Annotated in this window: 19 protein-coding genes and 2 pseudogenes; 9 read left to right on the top strand and 12 right to left on the bottom strand. The window is 40.5% G+C overall.

Features of this window, described 5'->3' with window-relative positions; all coding sequences use genetic code 11:
- The first annotated feature begins 71 nt into the window (after positions 1-71).
- Genes AC4PG5_RS07645 through AC4PG5_RS07630 form a run of 4 tightly spaced genes read left to right on the top strand, consistent with a single transcriptional unit; the run spans position 72 to position 5,627 of the window.
- Positions 72-1,256: a glycoside hydrolase family 130 protein gene (locus AC4PG5_RS07645; protein WP_492028348.1), complete on the top strand. Its 1,185-nt coding sequence runs from the start codon at positions 72-74 to the stop codon at positions 1,254-1,256.
- A complete protein-coding gene (locus tag AC4PG5_RS07640; protein WP_492028347.1) occupies positions 1,249-2,130 on the top strand; it encodes an endonuclease/exonuclease/phosphatase family protein in 882 nt (293 codons plus the stop codon). The genes AC4PG5_RS07645 and AC4PG5_RS07640 overlap by 8 nt, the downstream gene beginning before the upstream one ends.
- A 7-nt stretch (positions 2,131-2,137) precedes the next feature.
- A complete protein-coding gene (locus AC4PG5_RS07635; RefSeq protein ID WP_492028346.1) occupies positions 2,138-4,030 on the top strand; it encodes a sodium:solute symporter family protein in 1,893 nt (630 codons plus the stop codon).
- A gap of 7 nt (positions 4,031-4,037) precedes the next feature.
- Positions 4,038-5,627: a DUF4874 domain-containing protein gene (locus tag AC4PG5_RS07630; RefSeq protein WP_492028345.1), complete on the top strand. Its 1,590-nt coding sequence runs from the start codon at positions 4,038-4,040 to the stop codon at positions 5,625-5,627.
- A 14-nt stretch (positions 5,628-5,641) separates the two neighbouring features.
- Here the strand turns inward: AC4PG5_RS07630 and AC4PG5_RS07625 are convergent, their stop codons facing one another.
- From AC4PG5_RS07625 to AC4PG5_RS07585, 9 genes are all read right to left on the bottom strand, one after another.
- Positions 5,642-6,832 carry an ABC transporter permease gene (locus tag AC4PG5_RS07625; RefSeq protein ID WP_492028344.1) on the bottom strand — a complete coding sequence of 397 codons (1,191 nt, stop codon included), beginning with the start codon at positions 6,830-6,832 and terminating at the stop codon, positions 5,642-5,644.
- 20 nt (positions 6,833-6,852) lie between these two features.
- Complete coding sequence (locus AC4PG5_RS07620) at positions 6,853-7,497, bottom strand: ATP-binding cassette domain-containing protein (RefSeq protein WP_492028343.1); 645 nt, start codon at positions 7,495-7,497, stop codon at positions 6,853-6,855.
- A gap of 10 nt (positions 7,498-7,507) precedes the next feature.
- Entirely contained in the window at positions 7,508-9,055 is a 1,548-nt protein-coding gene (locus AC4PG5_RS07615; protein WP_492028342.1) for a DUF4836 family protein, read from the bottom strand.
- Positions 9,056-9,079: 24 nt separating this feature from the next.
- Positions 9,080-9,778: a 16S rRNA (uracil(1498)-N(3))-methyltransferase gene (locus tag AC4PG5_RS07610; RefSeq protein ID WP_492028341.1), complete on the bottom strand. Its 699-nt coding sequence runs from the start codon at positions 9,776-9,778 to the stop codon at positions 9,080-9,082.
- 1 nt (position 9,779) lies between these two features.
- A complete protein-coding gene (locus AC4PG5_RS07605; protein WP_492028340.1) occupies positions 9,780-10,370 on the bottom strand; it encodes a bifunctional nuclease family protein in 591 nt (196 codons plus the stop codon).
- A gap of 4 nt (positions 10,371-10,374) precedes the next feature.
- A complete protein-coding gene (locus tag AC4PG5_RS07600) occupies positions 10,375-11,622 on the bottom strand; it encodes a nucleoside permease (RefSeq protein WP_492028339.1) in 1,248 nt (415 codons plus the stop codon).
- Between the two features lie 254 nt (positions 11,623-11,876).
- On the bottom strand, positions 11,877-13,055 hold the full coding sequence (locus AC4PG5_RS07595; RefSeq protein WP_492028338.1) for a class I SAM-dependent rRNA methyltransferase: 1,179 nt from the start codon (positions 13,053-13,055) through the stop codon (positions 11,877-11,879).
- Entirely contained in the window at positions 13,048-13,686 is a 639-nt protein-coding gene (locus tag AC4PG5_RS07590) for a 3'-5' exonuclease (protein WP_492028337.1), read from the bottom strand. The genes AC4PG5_RS07595 and AC4PG5_RS07590 overlap by 8 nt, the downstream gene beginning before the upstream one ends.
- Before the next feature lie 8 nt (positions 13,687-13,694).
- Complete coding sequence (locus AC4PG5_RS07585) at positions 13,695-14,315, bottom strand: DUF5063 domain-containing protein (protein WP_492028336.1); 621 nt, start codon at positions 14,313-14,315, stop codon at positions 13,695-13,697.
- 109 nt (positions 14,316-14,424) lie between these two features.
- On the opposite strand from AC4PG5_RS07585, the pseudogene AC4PG5_RS07580 reads away from it, so the two are divergent.
- The 4 genes and pseudogenes from AC4PG5_RS07580 to trxB form a co-directional block, all read left to right on the top strand.
- Positions 14,425-15,145, top strand: a pseudogene (locus AC4PG5_RS07580) (DNA translocase FtsK 4TM domain-containing protein); the annotation flags it as partial.
- Between the two features lie 161 nt (positions 15,146-15,306).
- Positions 15,307-16,875: pseudogene (locus AC4PG5_RS07575) on the top strand (DNA translocase FtsK); the annotation flags it as partial.
- Between the two features lie 17 nt (positions 16,876-16,892).
- Positions 16,893-17,540 (top strand): outer membrane lipoprotein periplasmic chaperone LolA1, encoded by a 648-nt coding sequence (lolA1, locus tag AC4PG5_RS07570; protein WP_492028335.1) that lies wholly within the window; start codon positions 16,893-16,895, stop codon positions 17,538-17,540.
- A gap of 30 nt (positions 17,541-17,570) precedes the next feature.
- Complete coding sequence (gene trxB / locus AC4PG5_RS07565; RefSeq protein WP_492028334.1) at positions 17,571-18,521, top strand: thioredoxin-disulfide reductase; 951 nt, start codon at positions 17,571-17,573, stop codon at positions 18,519-18,521.
- 79 nt (positions 18,522-18,600) lie between these two features.
- On the opposite strand, the gene AC4PG5_RS07560 is transcribed toward trxB, so the two are convergent.
- The 3 genes from AC4PG5_RS07560 to AC4PG5_RS07550 form a co-directional block, all read right to left on the bottom strand.
- Positions 18,601-21,030 carry a beta-N-acetylhexosaminidase gene (locus AC4PG5_RS07560; RefSeq protein ID WP_492028333.1) on the bottom strand — a complete coding sequence of 810 codons (2,430 nt, stop codon included), beginning with the start codon at positions 21,028-21,030 and terminating at the stop codon, positions 18,601-18,603.
- Positions 21,031-21,080: 50 nt separating this feature from the next.
- A complete protein-coding gene (locus AC4PG5_RS07555) occupies positions 21,081-21,782 on the bottom strand; it encodes a Crp/Fnr family transcriptional regulator (RefSeq protein WP_492028332.1) in 702 nt (233 codons plus the stop codon).
- 187 nt (positions 21,783-21,969) lie between these two features.
- The gene (locus AC4PG5_RS07550) at positions 21,970-24,159 is read right to left on the bottom strand and encodes a glutamine synthetase III family protein (protein WP_492028331.1); all 2,190 of its coding nucleotides are present in this window, start codon (positions 24,157-24,159) and stop codon (positions 21,970-21,972) included.
- A 314-nt stretch (positions 24,160-24,473) separates the two neighbouring features.
- Here AC4PG5_RS07550 and AC4PG5_RS07545 point away from each other — a divergent pair, with 314 nt between their 5' ends.
- Entirely contained in the window at positions 24,474-26,669 is a 2,196-nt protein-coding gene (locus AC4PG5_RS07545; RefSeq protein ID WP_492028330.1) for a DUF5686 family protein, read from the top strand.
- The last annotated feature ends 79 nt before the right edge of the window (positions 26,670-26,748 follow it).

Genomic DNA, 26,748 nt, shown 5'->3' with positions numbered 1-26,748 from the left:
GTGGGGTATGTTTAATTATCAACAAACAGAGTAAATCAACAAATTGGTATAAAAGAATAATTTTTAAGTGTATGAAGAAGAGTTTTCAATATAGGCTCGAGACGTTACGTTGTCAGCATGAAGCCTTATTGGCCGAGGTTAATGAAGCATTGACCGAAAATCAAAACGGTATTGTAACGAGGTATCAAAATCCTATATTGACCGCACAGCATGTACCGTTGGAATGGCGGTATGATTTGAATTTCCAAACGAATCCTTTTTTATTGGAACGTATCGGCATGAATGCCGTGATGAATAGTGCCGCCTTAAAATGGCAAGGTAAGTATTTATTAATGGCGCGTGTCGAAGGAGTCGATCGGAAATCGTTTTTTGCGATTGCCGAGAGTTCGAACGGGGTCGATAATTTTCGATTCTGGGAACGTCCGGTTGTTTTGCCAGACATTGATTTGGCAGAGACTAATGTGTATGATATGCGGTTGACTGAGCATGAGGACGGATGGATTTACGGCGTTTTTTGTAGTGAACGGCATGACGATACGGCTTTACCCGGTGATTTGTCGTCGGCTGTAGCCGAAGCTGGGCTTGTGCGCACAAAAGATTTGTTGAATTGGGAGCGTTTGCCCGATTTGATTTCCGAAAGTCAGCAGCGTAATGTGGTGCTTCATCCGGAATTTGTAGAGGGTAAATATGCGTTTTACACTCGTCCACAAGATGGATTTATTAATGCCGGAACCGGAGGAGGTATTGGTTGGGCATTCGTCGATGACATCACTTGTGCAGTGATTAAACAGGAAAAAATCATCAATCAACGGTATTATCATACGATTAAGGAACAGAAGAACGGTGAAGGCCCTCATCCTATTAAAACCTCTCAAGGGTGGTTGCATTTGGCACATGGAGTGCGTGGCTGTGCAGCCGGATTGCGCTATGTGCTTTACCTTTACATGACTTCACTTGATGAACCTTGGCGGTTGATAGCCGAACCTGCCGGATATTTCTTGGCTCCTCAAAATGAGGAGCGGGTAGGTGATGTATCGAATGTGCTGTTCTCAAACGGTTGGATAGCCGATGAGGATGGAACCGTTTATATCTATTATGCTTCGAGCGATACACGTTTGCATGTGGCTACGTCGACTGTCGATAAATTGGTTGACTACTGTTTACATTCTCCTGCCGATGGGTTACGTTCGTTCGAATCGGTCGCTCGGATTAATGAGTTGATCGATCGTAATAACCAGTTAAAAGGCGATGAATAGATTATTAAGATATAGTGTTTTAAGTTTGTTTGCCCTAATTGCTTTAACTAGTTGGGGGCAAAGTCAGTCGATAAAAGTGATTTCATATAATATATGGAACGGTTTTGAAAAAGATTCGTTAAGACGCCAACGTTTTGTGGATTGGATACAAGATCAACAAGCAGATGTTGTGGTGTTGACGGAATTGGTTGGTTTTAAGGCAGACGACTTGAGACATTTGGGAGAATCTTGTCAATATTCATTTAGTGCTATAGCCAAAGAGGAGGGTTACCCCGTAGGAGTGCTCTCAAAAAAACCTATTAAGGTTGTGTCGCGTTTGCTCGATGGCTTTTGGCATGGTATGATGCACGTACATACTTATGGTATTGATGTTATTGCAGCTCATTTTAGTCCGTTTGAATGGAACTATCGTTTGAAAGAGGCCCATCGGGTTATGGATTATATTCGGGAGAAAAAGCTGACAACCTACCTGATAGCCGGTGATCTAAATGCTCATTCGCCTTTTGATGCTGATGAATTAGCCACTCATGATTCTTTGTTGATACAGATGCGGCATTGGGATGCCAATCAGCCCGTTTATCGGAATCTACGAGACGGTTATTATGATTTCTCGGTTCTTTCCGCTTTTCTATCGGTTGGCTTGGATGATACAATCGGTCGATTGGTTCATCCGGCATCTGCCCGAATGAGTTTTCCGTCAGCTTTTCTTTATGGTTGGAGAACTGATGATAAACGCTTACCTTTACGTCGTGAACGTTTGGATTATATTTTATTATCTCCTAGGCTTATGCCGCATTGCACCCATGCAGCGGTGTATCCTGTAGAAGGGGTATCCGATCACTACCCGGTAAGTGTTACATTAACTGAAAAATAAATACATCATGAAATTACACATTATTGATATAATGATTATCTGTGCCTACTTGATGGTGATTGTGATCATTGGGTTAGTACTGAAAAAACGAGCGGCTAAGAACATGGATTCTTATTTTCTTGGCGGCAAATCTTTACCTTTTTATATGCTTGGGCTGAGCAATGCATCGGGCATGTTCGATATAACCGGTACCATGCTGATGGTTTATTGGGCTTTTGCTTATGGATTTAAAAGTCTATGGATTCCTTGGATGTGGCCGGTCTTCAATCAAATTTTCTTGATGATTTATCTTTCCATCTGGCTACGTCGGAGCAACGTTTTGACTGGCGCTGAATGGATAAAGACGCGTTTCGGTCGAGGTCGTGGGGCAACTTTAAGTCACACCATTGTGGTGGTGTTTGCTTTATTGAGCGTACTTGGCTTCTTGAGTTATGGCTTTATCGGCATCGGTAAGTTTATGGAAATATTCTTTCCTTGGGATGTTGTTTCTGCTTATGTACCTTTTGATATTCCAGCACAGTATGTGCCTCATTTTTATGGTATATTTTTTACCGCCATCGCTACATTCTATGTGATGTTGGGAGGCATGTTAAGCATTGTATGGACCGATGTGGTTCAGTTTTGCATCATGACAGTGGCCGGGGTGGTCATTGCCATAATTGGCATGCAACTCGTCGCTCCGGATATGATTCAGCAGTTTGTACCTGCCGGATGGGATTCTCCTTTCTTTGGTTGGACACTCGATGTCGATTGGAGTTCACGGTTGAGTTTGCTAACCGAGCGAATGGCTAATGAACCCTACAGTTTGATTGGCCTTTTTGTCATGATGGCTCTATTCAAAGGGATATTTATGAGTATGGCTGGTCCGGCACCTAACTATGATATGCAAAAGATCTTGTCATGCAAGACACCTAAAGAAGCAGCTTTGATGAGTGGGTCGGTTTCTGTCATCTTGTTGATTCCCAGATATCTGATGATTATGGGTTTTGCGTTATTGGCTATCTACTTTTTTAAAGAAGAGCAAGGATTAAACCTAATGGCAGCTTCAAACTCCGATTTTGAGACAATTCTTCCCTATTTAATCACCCGTTATGTCCCTGTTGGCTTAGCCGGATTGCTACTAGCTGGCTTGTTGTCTGCCTTCATGTCGACTTTTGCTTCGACGGTCAATGCGGCACCAGCTTATGTGGTGAACGATATCTATTTGAAATACATCAACCCGAAAGCGCCGGTTAAACGTCAGATCAGAGCCAGTTACTTTATCTCTGTTTTAGTCGTACTCATCAGCACCGTAATGGGGTTCTTTCTCAAAGATATTAATGAGATCTTTCAGTGGATTGTCGGTGCACTCTTTGGTGGTTATATAGCAGCGAATGTTTTGAAATGGCATTGGTGGCGTTTCAATGGCGAAGGATATTTTTGGGGCATGACTGTAGGTGTCGTGGCCGCTATTATTATGAAATTTACTGTGCCTGATGCTTGGATGCTTTATTTCTTCCCCGTGCTGTTTCTAGTCTCTTTGGTGGGATGTATTATAGGAACTTATTCCGCACCTCCTACCGATGATGAAACATTGATGAACTTCTACATTCGAGTACGTCCGTGGGGATTTTGGAAGCCAATAGCCGATAAAGTTATCGAACGTCACCCGCAATTGGAACAGAACGGACATTTCAAACGCGATATGGTGAATGTAATGGTGGGGATACTTTGGCAATGCTCTTTAACGATTATCCCGATGTACTTGGTGACCCGTGGCTATTTGGGATTGGCTATTTCTATTGTTTTGCTTACATTAACGTCGGCTTTCCTTTACTACAATTGGTATAAACCCATGTGCCGGGAAGAGAAGCAATACGATGCTCAGATGAAAGAGCTGGGCTTAGGGGATAAAGAATAAGTAGATTATGAATAGAAATAGATCGGAGTTACGTTTAAGAAAGAGAGTTTTAGCTTTTAGCATAGCGATGATGAGTACTCTATGCATTATCGGCTGTGCAGATCAGCGACAGGTGATTAACTTTCGCGGTTTGGCAGTCGATGATGATGGAGGAACCGAAGGACTCTTTAACCCTGAACGAGGATTTCGGTTGGAAGCTGCTGTCGATGTTGCTGACCATATTGAGTCTCCCACGGCAGTGCTAGACTCGTTGGCTATTAAATATGCAACAGATAGTGTATCGTTGGCTCAGAGTTATATGTATCTGACTTATCTGGTTGACAAGCCACTCACTTCGGTTGATTTTCAAATCATGCAGAGCTACTTCGATAGGCTGCGCCAATTGGGTTTAAAAGCGATCCTTCGGTTTGCTTACGAGAAAGACTTCATGGGGCGTTCGCCTATGGGGCCGACATTGGGCCAGGCATTGACCCATATCGATCAGCTAAAGCCGTTTTTAGAGAAGAATAAACCACTCATCTTAGTGGTACAAGCGGGTGTGATTGGTGCTTGGGGAGAGTGGCATAGTTCTATTCATGGGCTGGAAAACTCTGATGAGGCGAAACGAGCTATTTTGGAGAAGTTACTTGCTGTTGTCCCTATCGAGAAGCAGGTTCAAGTGCGGTTGCCAGAATTTAAAAAATTGTTGAAAGATCAGCCGGAAGGGTATCGGCGTTTGTCTTTTCATGATGATTTTATTGTTATTAAACCGGATCGTTGGGATGGCGAAATGCATGAAGGGACGGACAATTTCCGGCAAATCGTGACAGAATCACCCTCTCTAATAGTCGACGGTGAGTTGCCGTGGGGGTTCTGGAGTGTGGGAGCTGATCCTGATAGTCCGTCGGCCGGTTGGATTATTGATGGTATGGCTACTGCTCGCCGACTCTTTTTGCAACACTATACTTCATTGAGTGTGATCCACAATTATAAAGAGCAGCACCCTAATCGTAAGTTCGATAATGCTCATGCACCAAATTACTCCATGATGGTCTGGAAAAAGAGCCTAATTACAACCGATTCATTATGTGCATACCACATGCCGGTATCCGATCACTATTTTAAGACGAAAGAGGGTAAAGTGGTTGAACGTAGTGTGTTCGATTATATCCGCGATCACTTAGGTTATCGTCTTGAATTGCAACAACTCAAGATGCCTGCTAAGTGGACCATCGGGCGGAGCTCTCATCTAGAGCTGACTTTGATTAATCGTGGTTTTGCAACAGTGATGGGTAATCACCCAGTTTGCTTCGTCCTTATCGATAAAGGTGGGAAGGTTACGGAGTATCCCACTACAACGGAATCGATTGATTGGCAGCCCCATCGGCCGGGTGATGAAACATACATTCCATTGCTACATACTGTTTTTGCTAATATTGCACTTCCTCTTGATTTCAAATCCGGTACTTATCGTTTAGGCTTTTGGCTTCCAGATGCTTCGGAACTTTTACGGTACGATGCTCGTTACGCCATTCGGTGTGGCAATGGAGATACCACTTGGTGGGTATCGGAAGATAGAGCTTACGGGGTGAATGTCCTGACAGAAGTCGATTTATAATAGTTCATTCCCTCTTATCGTACGATGATTTTCTTTCTAATGATAAAGCTGTTGACTGCAATCATGGCGATCGAGAGGAATGAACCGATCACGATGGTCCAGATCATCGAACTTTGATTGAGCTGAGGGAAGATGCCTTTCAGCGGGGCTAAATAATACCCTCTGATCAACGTCACTAGTCCCAACGATAATCCCAAGATCAGCACGTTTAGCCCTGAGGCTAAAAGTTGATAGGGTAGGGAGATCTTAAACGGACTATATCCTAGGAGTAATAGGTTCTCTAGCTTGGTGGTATTCTTCTGGAGCAACAAGAAGATGCTCAGAATCAAAATGTAGAAGGAGAGTAAGCTGATGAGCACGCCTACCCCTAATACGATACCGATCACAAAACGGAGGAAATAGGTGGTCTTACCGGCATCTAGCTTTCCATCTTCGGTGTTATAGCCTTTTTGTTTGAAGTAGTCGACAATAGCTGCATCACTGGGGTTCTTCACTTCAACGATGAGTCTGGCCGGTGTGGGAGTTTTGTCGGGTGAAAAGGCTTGGTTGGCCCATTCCATAAACGATTGGGGAACGAGAATGGTGTTGAGACGGTTGGAGAAACCGACGATCTGGCCTTTGTAGCGTTCTGATTTTTGGTTGCCGCTGAGCATGACATCCATTTGGATGAGGCTCATCAGTCCTTCTGATAGTTTGGGTAATCCTCTGCTTTGGGCAAAACCGAAGTTGTATAGGTTGAGGTAGTTGCGCGGGATGATAATAGGTATGGTGTGGGTGTCGGGGTTGAAATGCCATTGATCGAGCTTAATGTCGATGAAGGCATCGGGTACGGACTCGAAAAACATTTCGGTCGAGAGATGCATGCCTTGTCCTTGCATGCCGAGTCCTGCCGAGACGTTGAATTGTGACGGGGTGAACGATCCGACGGATTTGGTGAACTTCTGCGATTGGAGGTTGTCGATCTCGTCTTGATCGAAGAGGTTGCTCTGTCCGGTTAGACTACTCAATGCACTCACTTTTTTGGTGACGATGAGGTAGTCTTTTTTCATGAAGCTGTCGCCTTGGGTGAATACCGGTATGATGTCTTGGTAAAATTGTATGCTGAGTAGGACGATCAACATCCCGACAAGATTGGCAAAAAAGAAGCCGACGATCTGGGAGATGCTAATGTGTTGACGGAGAAGTTTCCAAACTAAAAGATCCATGATGCTTTGATTGATTAGTGCTACAATTTGAGGGTTTCGTGATAGGGCAGTTCGAGTGGCTTACCGATGGAGGTGACGATGACGCCACATCCTTGGGCTTGGGCTTCGTCTAAGAGTAGCTGACTCATGCGCTTGTTGTTGGTGTCGTCCAGATGGCTGACCGGCTCATCAAGAAGAATGAAGTCGAGGGGCTGACAGAGGGCCCGTATGAAGGCTACACGCTGCTGTTGGCCAAACGAGAGCTTTCCTACCTTCTCGTGAAGCTTTTCTTCAATGTCGAGTTGCTGAAAGAGCTGACGGATCTCTGAGTTTTTCTTATAGTGGGTGAGCTTGTTTTTGAGCAGTACATTCTCTAGGGCAGTGAGCTCGGGGAAAAGTCTGAGTTCTTGAAAGAGCAGACTAATGGAGGTCTTGCGTAGATGGATCCACTCTTTGATGGTGTTCTGCTTGATGTTTTGTCCATCGAAGGTGATGAGGCCTTGATAGTCGTTCCTGTAGCCGTAGATGTAACTGCATAGCGACGATTTTCCACCACCAGATTCGGCTTCTATGAGATAGTATTTCTCTTTGTGAAAGGTGAGGTCTTGATGCCAAACATCAGACTGTATCGTGTTGCGATCAGCAAACACTCCGGGGAGTGTTTGCTGTAGATTGATCTGTTTCATGAATCTGTTTTTACATTCCAACGAATGTTTTGCTGAAATCAACAATTTGTTTCAGTGCATTAGTCTTTTGATCTTCGAAAGCAAGAATGGTTTCTGACTCTGTTTTATTGCTCGTTATGGTGATATAATTCATCTTTGAGCATAAATTGTAGTACATTTGATATTCTTCGCCTCCAAATCCAACAAGCATTTTAACCATCGGTAAGTTTAAAACCGATTTGATATTGAGGCTCATGGAGAAGATGGAGTTTTTCATTTGTGAGAAATAAGGAGCATCTTCTATCGATTGATCTTTTTTCTTAAAGATTTCTTGGTAGGCCGATTCGCTGTTGGTGATATACATCTTATGATCTTCTACGCCTGCAAAGATGCTCATCTTACCTGATTTGTAAAGGTATTTATCTTCACCGATTTTTGTGAAAGATTCGTATTTGTTCGCTTTCTTCTGGTTTAGCTTGGTGTAAAGATCTGCTAATAGTTGTCCATCTTTAACTTCTGCATAGCCTAAGAACACTGGCATTTGATCTAACCCTACAGTGGTCAAGGCTACTGAGAAATCACCGGAGAATGTTTTGAAGGCTTTCTCTAATTCAGGATTTTCCTTGAGAGGGATGTTTTTCTGGATCTCTTTGTTTTCTTTTAAATAGGTGCAAAGTTTGCTACCGTCAATGTTTGTGTTGATAAACATGAGTGTAGAGTCTGGGAAATATTTGGTAAAAATGTTCTTTGTCGTTTTGATCATTTCCAGTTGCTTCTGCATCTCTTTTAGAGCTTCTTTGTCTTCGGTATAATATTCTGAGTTGATCACAATTTTACCGTTTTCAAAAGAGATTGATCCCAATTGACTGGCATCTTTAATTGAATTCGAAGCCATTAATCCGGGCATATAGCGGCTCAAAGATTGGAAAAGTTCTTTGTTGATGTTGACTAGGAAATGAATGTCACCTTCTTTTTTGGCCATCTTTTGGTAAGCAACTTGGCGTTTAATGCTCTTCTGATCATCAAACTTAAGCATTTCAGCGACTTGAGCCTTGACTTCTTCGGTGTTCCCTCCTTTGATGTTGAGTACAAAAAGAGCTGTAGTTTCGTTATAAGCGAAGAGGTTCTCTGATAGTTTAATGTAGTTGAAGTTTGATTCTTTGTTAATGGTCAAACTTGGATCTTCTTTGATGAAGGTTTCCAGTGTGTTTTGAAGTTTATCTTGATCGCCTGTCTTGGCAAGTAGAACAGGAATATCGTATTTAGGCAAGCTGAAAATATAGATTTCAGAACTTAAATCAAGACCTGCTGCTTTAGGATCTTTAAAGATCTTTTCTAATTGTAAGTAGGTCGCTTCGCTCATTTCGCTTTTTAGAGCAGATAATACTTTTTCTTTAGAGGCTTCGTTGTCTTTGTTGTTTAAACCGGATTTGCTAAACAAGGTCTTTAAATTGAATGAGATTAAGCCTTGGGTATCACTAGGAATGGCATTAACATAGTCTGCTTTCTTTGAACAGCTTGTTATACTTGTTATTAATAAAGTGATTACTAATAACTTAAAACTAATTTTCTTTAACATAGGATTATTATTTAAGTTAGGTAATTATTGGTTCTTTAGATTGAACGTGTGACAAGCCACCAAAGCGGCTGTCTCTGTGCGTAATCTAGATTGCCCTAAACTGATTGGAATGAAACCATGATCTAATGCTGTTTTTACTTCCTCTTCGCTAAAATCACCTTCCGGGCCAATGAGTATTAGGGTTTCTTCTCCTGGTTCTAAGATATCTTTGAGTTGTACTTTCTCACCATCGTGGCAGTGCGCTATGAACTTCTGACCTTTAAATTCACGTGTCACAAATGAATTGAAATCGGTCATCTCGTTTAATTGTGGCAAACGGGCTTTTAGGGATTGCTTGATCGCCGAGACCAGAATTTTCTCAATGCGTTCTGTTTTAATAACCTTTCGTTCGGAATACCGACTGTTTAAGAACGTCAATTCATCCAGGCCTATTTCTGTCGCTTTCTCGGCAAACCATTCGTTGCGATCCATGTTTTTAGTTGGAGCCATAGCAATATGAAGGCGTCCACTCCATAGGGGATCCTGAGAAATGCGCTCTTTGATTGAAACGATACAACGTTTATTGGTGCATGTCGTTATCTCGGCTTTATAAAAAGATCCTTTCCCATCGGTTAAGGTGATGAGATCACCAATAGACAATCTGAGTACCCGGATGCAGTGTTGAGCTTCTTCTTCGGGTAATTCATTGGTCGATAAAATATCTGGGGTATAAAAAACATGCATTTTATTTCTGGTTTAATTTGATTTGATCACGGAGCTGTGCCGCTAATTCGTAATTTTCGTCTTTAATGGCTTTCTCCAAGGCATTCTCTAAGGAGTCTTTATCTCTTAAGTCTTCATCCTTAGAATGTTCCTCTCCTTCTTTTTCAAGGTTCGTTTTTTCGCTTTCTTCCGTTAAGCTTTCAGTGAAATGAATGAGTTCGCTTTCTAATATCGATTCGTAGATATATATTGGACAGTTGAAACGAAGAGCTAAAGCGATAGCGTCTGAAGTGCGTGAATCGATGTGAATGATTTCATCCTCTTTTTTTAGATAGAGGTATGAATAGAAAATTCCGTCTTTTGCTTTGTAAATGAGTACTTTGTCTACAGATGATTGTAACGACTCAAGACAGGTGACAAACAGATCGTGGGTTAATGGACGAGGAGATCGTATGCCATGAAGTTCTAATAATGTAGCTTGAGCCTCTGCCGGTCCAATGATGATAGGCATTTGTCTTTCACCGTTTTTTTCACCTAACAGCATAGCAAAAGCGCCTGCTTCTGCCATACTATCGGTTATGTTTAGAATTTCTAATTCAATTTCCTTGTCCATTTTATTAATTTACTTTTTGAGCGCTATGTTTGTATTTGAAGATAAATGCAAACAACACTCCGATAACTAAAGCATATACGGCAAAAATGAGCCAAATGTCACTCCATTCACGACTGATGAGTTGACCATCTGAATAGACTGAGAAGAGGTCGACTACTGTACCGCTGGCATATCCTCCGATAATAGCTCCCAAGCCATTAGTCATCATGAAGAATAAACCTTGAGCACTTGCACGTATAGAGGAGTTGGTTTCTTGTTCAACAAATAACGAACCCGAAATGTTGAAGAAGTCAAAGGCCATACCATAGACGATCATGGATAGAATGAGCATCCAAATGCCACTTCCCGGATCTCCAAAGGCAAATAATCCAAAGCGGAAAACCCATGCAAACATACTGATGAGCATGACTTGCTTGATTCCAAAATGTCTGAGGAAGAATGGAATGGCAAGGATGAACAAGGTTTCCGACATTTGTGAGATGGAGAGGAGAATTACCGAATGTTTTACTCCAAAAGAGTCGGCAAACTCCGGTATATTTGCAAAGCTACTTAAGAACAAATCGCCATAGGTATTGGTGATCTGTAGGGCTGCTCCTAAAAGCATGGAGAAGAAGAAGAAAATCACCATTTTCTTTTGTTTGAATAAGACTAAAGCATCTAATCCAAAAGCTGAAAGTAAGGATTTCTTTTCGCTTTTTGAGGGACGGCATGCCGGTAAGCTAAATGAATATAGCCCAAGTAAAATGGCAGAAATACTTCCGACATATAGTTGTGCGCTAGAATTCTTAAATCCGGTGAGGTCGACTGCCCACATGGCGCAGATAAACCCGATGGTTCCCCATACACGGATGGGAGGGAAATCTTTAATTAAATCACATTTATATTGTTCGAGTGAATCGTAAGATACGGTATTGGAGAGCGATAGGGTAGGCATGTAGACTAATAAATTTAATAACATGGCCCAATACATTTGTTGGTAGCTTGTTGCGGTGGAGGCATAGAATAAACAAACTGCTCCAATGAGATGGCAGACTCCGTAAAGGCGTTCGGCATTAAACCATTTATCTGCAATAATCCCGGTTATCCCCGGCATGATTAAAGATGCAATACCCATTGTTGCGAAAATGGCGCCAATCTGTCCTCCTTCAAAGTGGAGTTCTCTACCCATGTAGCCGCCAAGAGAAATTAGCCACGAACCCCATACGAAAAATTGAAGGAAGTTCATGATGATCAAACGAATTTTTATACTCATGATGTTGTTGTTATGTGTTTTTCTTTATTTGTTATTACATAAATGAATGCAAATATAATATTTTCAACGATGAGTATAACACTAATGGTGTAAAAAAAAAGAAGGGTATCTATCCCAGACACCCAATCTTTATTAACCTTAAATCTAATACCATGAAAAACACAGTGCAAAGATATGTATATTATGTTATAAAGCATTGTTTTCAATAAAAAAACAATGCTTTATTAACTTTTATTAGTGTTTGATTTGTGAGTTTATTCTACATAAAGAACGAGTCCTTTTAAGTATTCTCCTTCCGGATGATAAATATTCACAGGGTGGTCTGCCGGTTGTGTGAGTTGGTGAAGAATACGTACGCTTCTTCCCGACATCGCTGCGGCTGTAAATACGGCCGTCCGGAAGTTGTCTTTGGTGACTACTTGTGAACAAGAGAAGGTAAATAGAATACCTCCCGGTTTGATTTTTTCAAAAGCTTTGGCATTCAGTTTACGATAGCCTTGTAGGGCATTGCGTAAAGCATCTTTGTGTTTCGCAAATGCAGGAGGATCGAGTATAATCAAATCGTATTGGTCGCCCATACGATCTAGATATTTGAATGCATCTTCGGCAAACGCTTCATGTCTAGCATCGCCGGGGAAGTTTAACTCAACATTTTTATTGGTTAAATCAATGGCTTTGGCTGAACTGTCGACAGAGTGAACAAGCTTAGCGTTTCCACGCATGGCATAGAAAGAGAATCCGCCGGTATAACAAAACATGTTGAGCACGGAACGTCCATTGGAATACCGCTCTAATAGTGAACGGTTTTCTCGTTGATCGACGAAAAATCCTGTTTTTTGACCTTTTAGCCAATCGACATGGAACTTCAGTCCGTATTCTTGTGCAATATTATCGTGACTACCTCCTTTCAAAAAGCCGTTTTCCGGGAATAAATCTGCTTTAAAAGGTAAGGTGGTTTCCGATTTATAATAAATGTTTTCTATTTGACTGCCCATCACTTCAGATAAAGCCTCTGAAATAGCCATTCGGTCAACGTGCATTCCTGCTGAATGGGCTTGCATAACCGCTGTTTTGGCATAGATGTCGATAATGAGTCCGGGGAGGTTGTCGCCTTCACCGTGAACTAATCGATAAGTATCATTAGTTGGATGATTGGCAATCCCAATGGCACAACGCATGTCGTATGCTGTTTGTAATTTGCGTACCCAAAAATCTTTATTGATCGGCTCTTGCCGGAAGGATAGCACACGGATGGCAATACTTCCGATCTGAAAATGACCTTCAGCGATGAACTCCTTTTTTGAAGTAAAAACTTCTACGGCTTCCCCTTCTTCCGGTTCACCATCTATACGCGAAATTGCGCCTGAAAAGATCCAAGGATGAAATCTTTTTAAAGATTCTTCTTTTCCGGGTTTAAGAAATACTTTATGCATGCTTTTTATTTACTTGTTCTATTGGTTCTTCCTCAATTTGATAATTCCCTGTTTGTTTTAATTCTTCTAAGAGTTGATAAATTCTTAAGCAGGCCCAAGCATCGGTGGCAGCGTATAACTTTTGACCGTCGCTTAATACATCTGCTTCCCAGTTTGATAACCGTTGAGATTTTGAAATCTTCTCTTTAAATAAGATGGCATATATTTTCTGCAAACTTTTATCTTGTATCCCAAATTGTTTGACATATTCTTGCAACTCAACGCATCCGGTCTGGTTGAACGAACCACGCTTACGAAGCATCATAAAATCGTCTTTTAACGAGAGCCCGATTTTGGTGACAGATGAGTCTTCCATGAGTTCTATTAGAGACGGAGCCAATCCAAACATATTAATTCGAAACAAAAAACAACATTCGTCCGAAGAGATTTGGAGTAAGGCAACTTTATGTGATTGCCCCTTGGTGAAAGATGGTCTGGTCTCACTGTCTATGCCTACTATTTTTTGTGATTTTAAATAATCTACGGCTTTGTTGGCTTCATTTTCTGTTTGAATGACATAAATTCGTCCTGGAAATAGGGCCTTAGGTAATTCTTTTATTTCTTCTTTGTTTATGGTTTGTTTTAAAATCATTTGCATGGTTATTCGTACTCTTGATCGTACTCCTGATCATATTCCTGATCAAAGTCTTGATCAAAGTCTTCGGTATATAAATCGTTGTTTTTTTCTTTTTCTTCCTCTTCGGAATTTTGATTGTATTTCACATCGTGTAAAGCTCTCATGGTGTTGACTAATTTTTGTCCCCAATAACTTTTAAAGTTTTCCTGACAAATAAATAGTGCGTCATTCATGGTCGAGTTTAATCCAAGTTGAAATACAAAGATGAAGTCTTTGATATCTTGGTAGATGTCGGCTAGATCTTCAGATATACAACGCTTAATCGGTTGGTCACTGTAAGCCATGTCCGGTAAAAAAACCTCTAGATAATCATCTTTTTCACCCAATATGTGGGCCAGGTTTATGCGTATCGCTTCGTAAATCTCTTCGGTAACGCAGATCTCAAGATCTTCTTCTTCAATTCTCTCACATTGAGGTAGCATTGCTGCTTTAAGGTAGAGTAGGGGAAGTAGTTTTAAGCTTGTATCAACAAAGTGATGACGTCCTGTATTGGCAGCTTGCTCTAAGAAGGCGCAGTATTCAGCTGATACTGTTACAAATTCAATAACACCCTTTTCGAAAATGACTTGGCTTTCTTTTTTCATTGCTCGCTTGATTTTGAAATGCAAAGGTAAGAAAAAGGATTGAATGAGCGTGCCAGCTGTCTTTTTTTTATTATTTTTGCATCATAGATTACTTTTATAAGATTGACATATGGCAAAGAAAAAAAAAGATATGGAGTCGGCTATAGACTCTTCAATGAAGACTAGTTCTTTCCTTAAAAATGAGACTTTTCATTTTATTATAGGATTGATGTTCGTCATTTTTTCTGTTTATCTCTTGTTGGCATTTTCTTCTTTCTTCTTTACAGGAGCCGCCGATCAGAGTATTATTGATAGTGGAAATTCGGGAGACCTTTCCGCTGTAAACAACCATGTTAAGAACTATGCAGGGTCTCGCGGAGCACAACTGGCTAGCTATCTGATCAACGATTGTTTTGGATTAGGTTCGTTTTTCTTATTGATTTTTATTGCTGTCGCCGGATTGAAACTGATGCGTGTTCGTGTCATCCACTTATGGAAGTGGTTTATTGGCTGTATGCTTTTGTTGATTTGGTCCTCTGTTTTCTTAGGCTTTGCTTTTATGGGTTATTACGAGGACTCTTTCATCTATTTTGGAGGAATGCACGGGTATAATATTGGTAGATGGCTAACTTCTCAGATCGGGGTGCCCGGTGTTTGGATGTTATTGTTTGGAACAGGAATCTGTTTCTTGATTTACGTTAGTCGCAAAACAATTGTATGGTTGCGCAAATTATTCGGATTAAGCTTCTTGAAACGTTCTGACAAGGAACCGACTTCCGAAAAAGAAGGACAAGAGGTGGCTGAGCATGAGTTTACAGTGTCTAAGCCTCAAGAAGTGGAGTTTGAGTTGGGGCATAAAAATCAGACTGTTGTCGATCATTCGGAACAATCATCTCCTATAGAACTTGAAATTCCTAAACCTGCTCCGGTGACTCCAAATAAGGATTTGTTGTTAAATATAGAACCTGAGTCGGAAGAGGAGCCCCCTTTTCAAAGTGAGGTGGCTGAGGTTCAACCGAACTTTCAAATAGAAGCAGCTGCCGAAGACGAAAATTATCAAGGTCTTGAAAAGGAACCTTATAATCCACGATTGGATCTGGAGAACTATCATTATCCGACGATTGATCTAATGAAACATTATGAGAATAATGAGCCAACGATCAATATGGAGGAACAGAATGCCAATAAGGATCGAATCATCAACACTTTGCGAAGTTTTGGTATTGAGATTAGTACGATTAAGGCAACTGTTGGTCCTACAGTCACGTTATATGAAATTACACCTGAACAAGGCGTGCGTATCTCTAAAATTAGAGGATTGGAAGATGATATCGCTTTAAGTCTATCGGCTTTGGGCATTCGTATCATTGCCCCAATACCGGGTAAAGGGACTATTGGTATTGAAGTGCCTAACTCTAATCCTAAGATTGTATCCGGGCAATCTATCATTGGAAGTCGTAAATTCCAAGAATCGACTTACGATTTACCTATTGCCTTTGGTAAGACCATCACCAATGAGGTGTTTATGGTCGATTTGTGCAAGATGCCACATGTCCTGGTTGCCGGGGCGACCGGTCAAGGTAAATCGGTTGGATTGAATGCAATTATTACTTCCTTGCTGTATAAGAAACATCCGGCAGAATTGAAGTTCGTATTGGTCGATCCTAAAAAGGTTGAGTTTAGTATTTATTCGGTGATCGAACATCATTTCTTGGCCAAACTACCGGATGGACAAGATGCGATTATAACGGACGTAACCAAGGTGGTTCAGACCTTAAACTCGCTTTGTGTAGAGATGGATTCTCGTTACGATTTGCTGAAAATGGCGCATGTACGTAATATTAAAGAGTATAATGAGAAATTTATCAATAGACGTTTAAATCCGGAAAAGGGGCATAAGTTTATGCCTTATATCGTGGTGGTCATTGACGAGTTCGGTGATTTGATCATGACTGCGGGTAAAGAGATTGAGTTACCGATTGCGCGTATTGCTCAGTTAGCTCGTGCCGTGGGCATTCATATGATTATAGCAACTCAACGTCCAACGACCAATATTATTACAGGTACAATTAAAGCTAACTTCCCGGCTCGTGTGGCTTTCCGTGTTTCGGCAATGATGGATTCACGTACTATTCTCGACCGTCCGGGAGCTAATCAGTTGATCGGACGAGGCGATATGCTATTTTTGCAAGGGGCTGATCCGGTTCGTGTGCAATGTGCTTTTATTGATACGCCGGAAGTGGAGGAGATTACGAAGTATATCGCTAAGCAACAAGGTTATCCTACGGCTTATTATCTGCCGGAATATGTGAATGAAGAGGCGTCGGCCGAAATTGGGGATGTTGATATGGGAAGGCTTGATCCTTTATTTGAGGATGCTGCTCGTCTGCTGGTAATCCATCAACAAGGATCGACTTCGCTGATACAACGGAAATTTTCTATTGGATATAATCGTGCCGGACGAATAATGGATCAACTCGAGAAGGCTGCAATTGTTGGACCTGCACAGGGTAGTAAGGCACGTGATGTGCTTTGTGTGGATGAAAATGATTTAGAGATGCGTTTGAACAATTTACAATAATCAACCGTTTTGGGAATATGAAAAAAATAGCCGTTCTTTGTTTTATACTTCTTTCTTCATTGAGTTCTTTTGCTTTGCAACATGACGAAAAGGCTGAAGCAATATTAGATAAGGTCGCAGAAAATTTTAAAAAATCGGGTGCCATAAAGATGAACTTTAAGGTTCTTTCGTTTACGAATAACCGTTTGGAGGGAGAAGCATCTGGTGACATCAGATTGAAGGGGGATAAGTTTAATGTGCAAACGGATGATATGGAGATCTGGTTTGATGGAAAAACTCAGTGGAGTTATGCGCACGGAAGTGGAGAGGTTAATGTGAGTTCACCTTCTCCTGATGAACTTCAATCGGTTAATCCATATACCTTTTTATATTTATATAAGCATGGGTATACCTGTAAATTGGGAAAGCTAACGACCTTTAGAGGGAAGCCGATTTATCAGGTGATCTTGACTTCGACAGATAGAAAACAAGATCTGGCTTGTATCGTCTTGCATTTATCGAAAGAGAATTATCAACCGATATATGTTTTATTGCAGCAACGGGGAAACAAGCAAAGAAGTGAAATAACAATAACGAACTATCAACAAGGGTTGTCTTTTGCAGACACATTGTTTGTGTATGATCAGAAAAAATATCCTGATGTTGATATCATTGATTTGAGATAAGCGTAAATGATTTGAATGAAATAAAATATTATGGAAATAGAAAAAGTAAACTGTTTGATTATTGGCTCCGGACCAGCTGGCTATACTGCAGCGATATATGCTGGAAGAGCAAACTTATCTCCTGTTCTTTATGAAGGTCTTCAGCCTGGAGGGCAATTGACGACGACTACTGATGTTGAAAATTTCCCTGGCTACCCGGAGGGAATTAGTGGTCCGCAAATGATGGAGGATTTGAGAGCACAGGCTTTGCGCTTTGGAGCTGATTTGCGTTTTGGAATTGCGACTGCCTCTGATTTGAGTCAGGCTCCGTATAAAATAACGATTGACGGTGAGAAGGTTATAGAGGCTCAAACGTTGATTATTGCTACTGGGGCAACTGCAAAATATCTCGGTCTCGATGATGAGAAGAAATACGCCGGCATGGGAGTGAGTGCTTGTGCAACTTGTGATGGCTTCTTTTATCGTAAAAAGACAGTTGCTGTTGTTGGTGGTGGTGATACGGCTTGTGAAGAAGCCATTTATTTAGCCGGACTAGCAGCTAAGGTTTATCTGATTGTGCGCAAATCTTATCTTCGTGCATCGAAGATTATGCAAGAGCGCGTGATGAATCATGAGAAGATTGAAGTCTTGTTCGAACATAATACGATCGGATTATACGGTGATAATGGGGTGGAAGGTGCTCATTTGGTGAAGCGTCTTGGTCAATCTGACGAGGAACGTTATGACTTACCTATTGATGGCTTTTTCTTAGCTATCGGACATCAGCCTAATTCTGATATCTTTAAACCGTATATTCAAACAGATGAGGTTGGATATATCATCACAGAAGGAAATAGTCCACGGACAAATGTTTCTGGAGTATTTGCTGCCGGTGATGTTGCCGATCCTCATTATAGACAAGCGATTACTGCGGCCGGAAGTGGCTGTAAAGCAGCGATTGAGGCTGAACGTTATTTGTCAGAAAGAGGATTGATTGGATAATTGATCACGTTGATCTTTAGATAAAAACAATTAAAGGTGCTTTCTAAAAGCACCTTTAATTGTTTTATAGCGGTCATTTCTAATAGACTTCTATTTCATCTAGCCATAAGTCGGCTTGGATCTTTTCAGGTCCTTCTTCTTTTCTGAAATCAATACCATTGCGTAGCATACCGCCGTTTTTGATTCTTAATTTGATGAAGGTGGTTTCGATAGGTTCAAATGAAACGCTGTCCGTATAAGCTTTTCTTCCTTGTTGAGGATATTCGTGGGTTAACTGTTGTTCTGCAATCAGATGATATTGCTTACCATCTGCTGATGTTTCTACGCTGATCGCACTTGCCGGTAGCATCTTCATTGCTGGGTTAAATAGCGACCCAAACATGATTTTGCGGATCAGAGTAGGATGCTCTAAATGAACTATAAATACAACTTCTTGTTGCTCCGACATATTAAAACTGCTCCAAGGATTGTAGGAGGCATTATTCCCTCGTTTGCCGTTTGTTAATCCGAAAGTTGTTTTGTCTCCCCCTAGCAAATCGAATTCATCGAAGGTGTCGCCGGTCCAAACCATGGATGGAGTGACTTCGAAAGGTTTTCCGCAAATAAGGTTACCGTAAAGTTCCTTTTGGGTAATTGCCCCTAATCTTTTTCCATCTTTGAATGCTGCAGCTTGTAAGTGAATCTTTCCACTTAGTGGAAAGGCTTCTGTATAGAGGGATGATGATGTGGTAGGTTCACTTCCGTCTAAGGTATAACGAATTTCAACATCGGGGTGATAACATTCTAGAACGACTTTGATCGGTTGATCTTTCTCGGCATGGGTGTTAATGTTTACCTCAAAGAAATTACGACAAGCTTTTGTTTCTAAGTAATCTAAACGATCAAAAGTGGTAACCATGCGTTCACAAAAGTGTTTCCAATTTTTATTTGAAGCATTGGTCCATCCTGTCTCTGCTATAGCTATCGCTCTAGGAAAAGCTTGGTAATCAATTCGCTCTGAGTTGACCATGTATTCTCTCCAGATATTTCCTTGAATGCCAATAATGTGTTTTTTGACTAAACTATCGGCGTCTTCGGGAACGGGATTATAGCTGTACGTTCTTTTTAGAGTGTTGTAACCTCCAATGGTGGTGGGGGCATTGGCCGGATCTTCTTGATAGTGGTCTAAATAGGCGAATGCTCCTGGAGTCATAATGGCGTTGTGACCTGCTTTAGCTGCATTTATACCACCTTCAATGCCTCTCCATGACATCACTGTAGCATTGGGTGCTAGTCCGCCTTCTAAAATTTCATCCCATCCAATGATGTTGCGTCCTTTACTATTTAAGTATTTTTCCATTCGGGTGATGAAATAACTTTGAAGCTTTTCTTCTTTTGTATGTTTCTTGCCATCAACCTGACTTGGGGTCGTATCGTCTTTTAATCCTAATTGTTTGATTAGTTGTTGGCAATAGGAGCTATTCTTCCAAGCTGTTTTGGGACATTCGTCTCCTCCGATATGGATATAAGGACTTGGGAAAAGGGCCATGACCTCATCTAATACATTTTCTAAAAAGGTGAACGTTGTTTCGCTTGGACAAAAAACATCGTCAAACACTCCCCATGTTGTGGCTACTTCATATTGTTTTGTGGAGTCGCACGATAACTCTGGATAAGCTGCCAAAGCGGCTAATGCGTGTCCTGGCATCTCTATTTCGGGAATGATCGTGATTTGCTTGCTAGCAGCATAAGCAACAATGTCTTTTATTTGTTCTTGAGTATAGTATCCACCATGCTCTTTTCCATCAAAAATTTGAGGATAATTGGTGAAATAATAGTCGATTAGTGTTTCTTTTCGTTTTGAGCCAATCTCTGTTAGCTTAGGGTATTTTTTTATTTCGATGCGCCATCCTTGATCTTCGGTAAGATGCCAATGAAAAGTATTCATTTTATTCATCGCCAATAAATCGATAAATTTATAGATGTAATCGGTTGGTGCAAAATGGCGGCATACATCAAGCATTAGCCCTCTGTAAGCAAATCGCGGCTCATCTTTGATTTCAACTGCAGGGATAGACCATTCTGCATCTTTAACTTTAGCTTGGCCATAAACTGCTGGTGGAAGAAGTTGATAGAGCGTTTGTACGGCGTAGAAAAAGCCATTAGGCTGAGAGGCTTTAACAATGATTGAGTCAGGATTTACCGATAGTGTATATCCTTCTTTAGGCAAAGCATCCTCTATCATAAAATGGATGGAAGGAGTTGTCTCTTTTTGTGTGGAAAGTCTCATCGATAGACCGGATGTTTGTTTCACACGAGTGATAAAACTGTCGGCTATTGCTTTGATCTCAGGTTGATCTGTTGGGACAACAACTTTTACTTTTTTGCTTAGTTTGAATCGTCCGGATTGTGGAACAATGTGATTCGGATAAGGAACGATGTTGTACTCGTTCGTTACTTCTTTAGTCGGTTTGCATCCTGGGGCGATGAATAGCATGGACAAAAGAAGCATAGAAATGCTTTTTTTCATGATAAAAAAGGTGTGTTAAGTTAATAATATTGATTTAAGCCTAAAAGGTTTTACCCTATTTTGCTTATTTTTTTAAGCTTTTCTTCGTCTATAATCTTTATTTTTCGACCGTCTATGGCGATGAGGCGTTCGGTCGCAAAATTTGATAATGTACGAATGGCATTCGATGTCGTCATGTTCGACAAGTTAGCCAGATCTTCTCTTGAGAGATAAATACTGAGGGTAAACCCGTCTTCTTCCAAACCATAGCTATCTCTTAGGAATAATAAAGATTCGGCCAATCGTCCACGAATATGTTTTTGAGTTAGGCTTACGGTACGTTCGTCCGAGATGCCTAGGTCTTTCGATAACTGACAAATGAAAAACATTGCCAATTTGTTGTTTTGGGTCACTAGATTAGTGATCACATCCATGGGTATTAGACAGATAACTGAAGGTTCGAATGCCGCTGCAGCGGTTATAAAATCTTCTTTAGCGAAGTAAGCGCGGTAAGCAAAATATTCAGTAGGTTTAATCATACGAATAATTTGGCTTCTACCACCTACGCCGTCTTTGTAGATTTTTACTTTTCCACTGATGAGGCACATAAGATGAATAGGGGTTTCGCCTTCACAATAAATGGTCTCATTCTTTTTGTACGTCTGAATGACGTAATTGTTCATCAGGTACTCCCGCTGTTCTGAATTTAGGGGAGCCAACATGTCGGAAAGTTGTTCCGAGATATCAATATCCGATAAGTTTAATTTTACCATAAGTGCTGCAAAACTGTGTTATATAGCACAAAAGTAATAAGAAAAAATAAAAAAAAGAATAAATGGAATAAAAAGTTACAGGAAGGGGTGAAAAGGTTGGAATTAAAAGTTTGTAACATTCTTTCACTTACAGAGTAAGGAAAAGAATGCTCAAACTTTCAACTTGACAAGAATGAATTTTTATTTACTATTTCGAAAACAACAATTCTCTATATTTAGGGAGTGGCCATATCTCGTCGTCAACCTCCATCTCTAGATGATCAATATGATCACGGATTTTATCCAGATAAGGGCGAACGCTTTCTTCATAAGCAAAAGCTTTCTCTTTATGGCTACTGATATGATTGGCTACTTTACGTGCTTCAATCATTTCTTTGACTAGAACTTTTATACTTGTTACTCGTTTTGAGATTTCGCGAACAAGATCTTTTCGATCGGCACTCAGTTCTTCATATTCTTCTGCAGAGAAGACTTCTTTTAAAGCTTTTAAATTCTCTAATAAACGGTTCTGATAGATTACAGCCGTTGGAACGATATGATTGATTGCCAAGTCACCGAGAACACGACTTTCTATTTGAACTTTCATGGTATATTTTTCAAGTTCAACTTCTAGTCGGCAAGCTAGTTCTGTTTCATTGAATATTTTTTCGTTGATCAGAACCTTCTTTGATTGCTCGTCTATGTAATGTGTTAAAGCTTCAGGTACGTGACAGATATTGGTTAGCCCACGGCGAGCAGCTTCTTGTTTCCATTCTTCGGAATAGCCATCTCCCTCAAAACGAATTGGTTCAGAGGCAATAATCGTTTCCTTTAAGATTCTGAAAATAGCTTCATCTTTTCCAATGCCTTCTTCAATCAGTTTCTCTACAGCTACTCTAAACTCATTGAGTTGGTCAGCCATTGCTGCATTGATTGCAATCATTGAAGCGGCACAATTGGATGAAGAACCGGCTGCTCTAAATTCAAAGCGGTTTCCTGTAAATGCAAATGGAGAAGTACGATTGCGATCGGTGGTGTCGAGTAGGATTTCTGGGATTCGTCCGATACCTAACTTGAGGGTTGTCTTTTCTTCCGGAGTCATTTTCTCATCACCAACTTGGCGAACAATATCGTCTAGTGTAGCTGACAATTGCTTGCCTAAGAAGCATGAAAGGATAGCGGGAGGAGCTTCGTTAGCACCAAGTCGATAGCTATTACTTGCACTCATGATAGAAGCTCTTAGTAAATTTTGATTCTTATAAACCATCATCAAAGCGTTGACTAAGAACGTTAAGAAGAGCATATTTCCTTTAGGATTTCTTCCAGGGGCGAATAAATTAATGCCTGTATCCGTGCAAAGCGACCAGTTGTTATGTTTGCCCGATCCGTTAACTCCGCTATAAGGTTTTTCATGCAGTAGGACGCTAAAATTATGTTTACGTGCTATGCGTTTCATTAAATCCATGACCAATTGATTGTGGTCGTTGGCCAAGTTGCAATTTTCGAAAATAGGAGCGAACTCAAATTGATTCGGTGCCACTTCGTTGTGTCGTGTTTTGACCGGAATACCTAATTTGTGACATTCAATTTCTAAATCCTTCATGAAAGCAGTAACGCGCGGAGGAATAGAACCAAAATAGTGATCTTCAAGTTGTTGGTCCTTGGCAGAGGAGTGTCCCATTAGTGTCCGACCGGTTAAGCAAAGGTCCGGACGCGCATTATATAATGCTGAATCAACCAAAAAGTATTCTTGTTCCCAACCTAAATTGGTATATACACGTGTGATGTTCTTATCGAATAGTTGGCAAACATCTGTTGCCGCCTTATCTACGGCAGCCAATGCTTTAAGTAGAGGAGTCTTGTAATCAAGTGCTTCTCCCGTGTAAGAGATAAAAATAGTCGGAATACAAAGCGTGGTGTCAACGACGAACGCCGGTGAGGTGACATCCCATGCGGTATACCCTCTAGCTTCGAAAGTGTTTCTAATTCCACCGTTAGGAAATGATGACGCATCAGGTTCTTGTTGAATAAGTAATTTTCCAGAGAAACGTTCGATGATCTCACCGCCTTCTCCAAATTCGATAAACCCATCATGCTTTTCAGCAGTAGCATCGGTTAGCGGTTGAAACCAGTGGGTGTAATGGGTTACATTGAGTGATTTTGCCCAACTTTTCATTCCATTAGCGATTAAGTCAGCGACTTCGCGGTTTATGGGCGTGCCCTTTTCAATCGCATCCATAACTGCACGATAAGCTTCTTTAGGAAGATATTCCTGCATTTTCTTGCGATCGAAGACGTGGCTTCCGTAATAGTCTGATAATTTGTTTGATGGGGCAGTGACTTCTAATGGCTGTCTGTTGGTTAGCTCTTGTAGGGCAAAGAATCTCATTTTTGACATACGAATTGATTTTTATTGTATTTTCCTTGATTTGGCTGCAAAAGTATAAAAAAACAGATTATGCCTATAAAAATATGGGGTATATTTGGGTAAATATATGATTTTTTATTCTTGTACCCCTATTTTATTGGGGTGTGTTCTTAATTTATTGTATTTTTTTGTATTCCTTCGACGGCGTTCGTTATATCGTTTTTGAGATAAAATCAACTTTATAGAGGTTTGTTTGATCTTGGAGTATTAAAAGTTGTGTTTTGATTACTTAAGGTTAGATATTATTTTTATATTTGTTTAATAGCAGGAATATAGCACTACTCATGTTTAAAAGAATAGCGAGAAAAAATCTATTAATATTAGTTATGCTTTGCTTCTTTGGAGGAAGAGGGGAGGCTAATGTTATACTGAATCCCTATACAGGTAAACCCATATCGACCGATTCTATTCTTGGACATGTGATGACGTATGCTCCTCTTTATGAAACCATCGTCGATGAGTTTAGGGCAGATCTATATATAAAAGGTAAAGTTAATGTTCGAAAGAAGAACTTTATCATTCGTTATGTTCCTTCTATGTTTCGCTTACAAAAAGGGGTGCGTGAGTATTTATTGGAGACGAATAGTGATTTGCACTTTACTGCTCCGAATATTTATGATCAGAAAGTCAAAGCATCGATGGGAACAATAAAGGGAGTTAATAGAGGTGTTCCTGGATTATTGGAATATTTTAGTGTGAATATCTATTCTTCCTCTTTGTTGAATGATGAGCGTTTGATGTCTCCACTGTCTAAATACGCAGAGAAATATTATACCTTCTTATTAGATACAGTGATGGGGACTCCTGATAATCTAGATTATAAGATTCGTTTTATTCCTAAATCTAAAAGCGATCAGCTAGTCGGTGGGTATCTCATTGTCAGTAGTAACGTTTGGAGTGTTCGTGAAATTCGCTTTTCCGGTCGTTCCGGTTTGATGACTTTCATGTGTCTGATTGAAATGGGAAAGGTTGGGGAGATGAACGAGTTTTTGCCTGTACGTTATGATATGGAAGCGCAATTTAATTTCTTGGGGAATAAAATGGACGGATCCTATACTGTACTGCTCAATTATCGTTCGATAAATTTCAAAGAAGGGCGTGCTCGGAAGAAAGATAAGAAATTCAATTTGTCGGATTCCTTTTCGTTGAAATGCGATACGAACGCTTGCCATACGGACCCTGAAACGTTTGCTGTGTTGCGTCCTATTCCTCTAACAGAAAAGGATAAACTAGTTTATCATAATTACAATCTACGAAAAGATACCTTAAAGAAGTCCAAAGAGTCTAAGAGTGTTGCCTTTTGGGGGGCTGTTGGCGATCTCTTTTTAGAAGATTATAAATTCAATTTATCGAAGTTCGGTAGCGTGCGCTGTTCTCCGTTTATCAACCCTTTATTGTTAAGTTATGGATCTTCGGGGCTATCTTATCGACAAGATTTTCGCTATCAGCGTTTATTTATTGATGATCGTTTGTTGCGCATGACCCCTAAAATTGGTTATAATTTTACGCATAAAGAATTCTATTGGTCGATTAATGGAGATTTTGAATATTGGCCTCAAAAACGCGGAGGGATTCACTTGAGCGTAGGTAACGGTAACCGTATTTATAGTAGTGATGTTTTGGAAAATATTCAGTCGACGCCCGATTCTATTTTTAATATGAATTCGATGCGATTGGATTATTTTAGAGATTTATTTTTTAACCTTCGTCACAGCTTTGAACCGATTAATGGTTTAGATATTAGCTTAGGCGTTGCTATGCACTGTCGTACACTCGTGAATCCAATTCGATTTGAATATTTGGGGAGTTTACCCTCTGTACCTCCACCAAATTTTCTGAGTAAAATTAAAAACTCCTATACTTCTTTTGCTCCCCGTGTTCGTATAGAATGGACACCTTGTCTTTATTATTATATGAATGGGAAGCGTAAGATAAACTATGGTTCTAAGTATCCGACGATCTCAGTCGATTATGAACGAGGGATCGAGGGGGTATTTAAAAGTACCGGCCAATATGAGCGAATAGAAGTGGATGCCCAGCATAGAATCCGTTTGGGAGCGATGCGTAGTTTGTATTACCGTATAGGAGGTGGAATGTTTACTAACCAAAAAGAACTCTTCTTTGTTGATTTTGCAAATTTTTCAAAAAGACATTTACCTGTGGGATGGAATGATGAAATCGGAGGGGTCTTCCAATTACTCGATGGGCGTTGGTACAACTCTTCTAAGCGTTATTTGCGAGCTCATTTAACTTATGAAGCTCCATTCTTATTAATGCCTCACTTAGTTAAATATACCCGCTATGTTGAGAATGAACGGTTGTATTTAAACGTGCTCTCTATGCCTCATTTACGACCCTATGTTGAGTTGGGGTATGGCATTGGTACTCACGTTTTTGACTTTGGATTTTTTATCGGTAGCGAAGAATGGAAATCCCCTCAAATCGGTTGCAAGTTTACTTTCGAACTTTTCAATCGTTAGAATGCGTTTTTTTTCACTATGGTTTTGTCAGTCAAGAAAATAATGCTAAATTTGCGCCCGATTTATAGTTAATATAATG

It is taken from the genome of Bacteroides sp. QWL-09 (assembly GCF_058683585.1).
The sequence above is the reverse complement of the archived record's forward strand: the minus strand, read 5'-3'. Positions and strand labels throughout refer to the sequence as shown.

What these genes read in the sequence shown, in the direction of transcription:
- AC4PG5_RS07645 (WP_492028348.1), top strand. Translation starts at nt 72, where the DNA reads ATGAAGAAGAGTTTTCAATATAGGCTCGAGACGTTACGTTGTCAGCAT.
- AC4PG5_RS07640 (WP_492028347.1), top strand. Translation starts at nt 1,249, where the DNA reads ATGAATAGATTATTAAGATATAGTGTTTTAAGTTTGTTTGCCCTAATT.
- AC4PG5_RS07635 (WP_492028346.1), top strand. Translation starts at nt 2,138, where the DNA reads ATGAAATTACACATTATTGATATAATGATTATCTGTGCCTACTTGATG.
- AC4PG5_RS07630 (WP_492028345.1), top strand. Translation starts at nt 4,038, where the DNA reads ATGAATAGAAATAGATCGGAGTTACGTTTAAGAAAGAGAGTTTTAGCT.
- AC4PG5_RS07625 (WP_492028344.1), bottom strand. Translation starts at nt 6,832, where the DNA reads ATGGATCTTTTAGTTTGGAAACTTCTCCGTCAACACATTAGCATCTCC.
- AC4PG5_RS07620 (WP_492028343.1), bottom strand. Translation starts at nt 7,497, where the DNA reads ATGAAACAGATCAATCTACAGCAAACACTCCCCGGAGTGTTTGCTGAT.
- AC4PG5_RS07615 (WP_492028342.1), bottom strand. Translation starts at nt 9,055, where the DNA reads ATGTTAAAGAAAATTAGTTTTAAGTTATTAGTAATCACTTTATTAATA.
- AC4PG5_RS07610 (WP_492028341.1), bottom strand. Translation starts at nt 9,778, where the DNA reads ATGCATGTTTTTTATACCCCAGATATTTTATCGACCAATGAATTACCC.
- AC4PG5_RS07605 (WP_492028340.1), bottom strand. Translation starts at nt 10,370, where the DNA reads ATGGACAAGGAAATTGAATTAGAAATTCTAAACATAACCGATAGTATG.
- AC4PG5_RS07600 (WP_492028339.1), bottom strand. Translation starts at nt 11,622, where the DNA reads ATGAGTATAAAAATTCGTTTGATCATCATGAACTTCCTTCAATTTTTC.
- AC4PG5_RS07595 (WP_492028338.1), bottom strand. Translation starts at nt 13,055, where the DNA reads ATGCATAAAGTATTTCTTAAACCCGGAAAAGAAGAATCTTTAAAAAGA.
- AC4PG5_RS07590 (WP_492028337.1), bottom strand. Translation starts at nt 13,686, where the DNA reads ATGATTTTAAAACAAACCATAAACAAAGAAGAAATAAAAGAATTACCT.
- AC4PG5_RS07585 (WP_492028336.1), bottom strand. Translation starts at nt 14,315, where the DNA reads ATGAAAAAAGAAAGCCAAGTCATTTTCGAAAAGGGTGTTATTGAATTT.
- lolA1 (WP_492028335.1), top strand. Translation starts at nt 16,893, where the DNA reads ATGAAAAAAATAGCCGTTCTTTGTTTTATACTTCTTTCTTCATTGAGT.
- trxB (WP_492028334.1), top strand. Translation starts at nt 17,571, where the DNA reads ATGGAAATAGAAAAAGTAAACTGTTTGATTATTGGCTCCGGACCAGCT.
- AC4PG5_RS07560 (WP_492028333.1), bottom strand. Translation starts at nt 21,030, where the DNA reads ATGAAAAAAAGCATTTCTATGCTTCTTTTGTCCATGCTATTCATCGCC.
- AC4PG5_RS07555 (WP_492028332.1), bottom strand. Translation starts at nt 21,782, where the DNA reads ATGGTAAAATTAAACTTATCGGATATTGATATCTCGGAACAACTTTCC.
- AC4PG5_RS07550 (WP_492028331.1), bottom strand. Translation starts at nt 24,159, where the DNA reads ATGTCAAAAATGAGATTCTTTGCCCTACAAGAGCTAACCAACAGACAG.
- AC4PG5_RS07545 (WP_492028330.1), top strand. Translation starts at nt 24,474, where the DNA reads ATGTTTAAAAGAATAGCGAGAAAAAATCTATTAATATTAGTTATGCTT.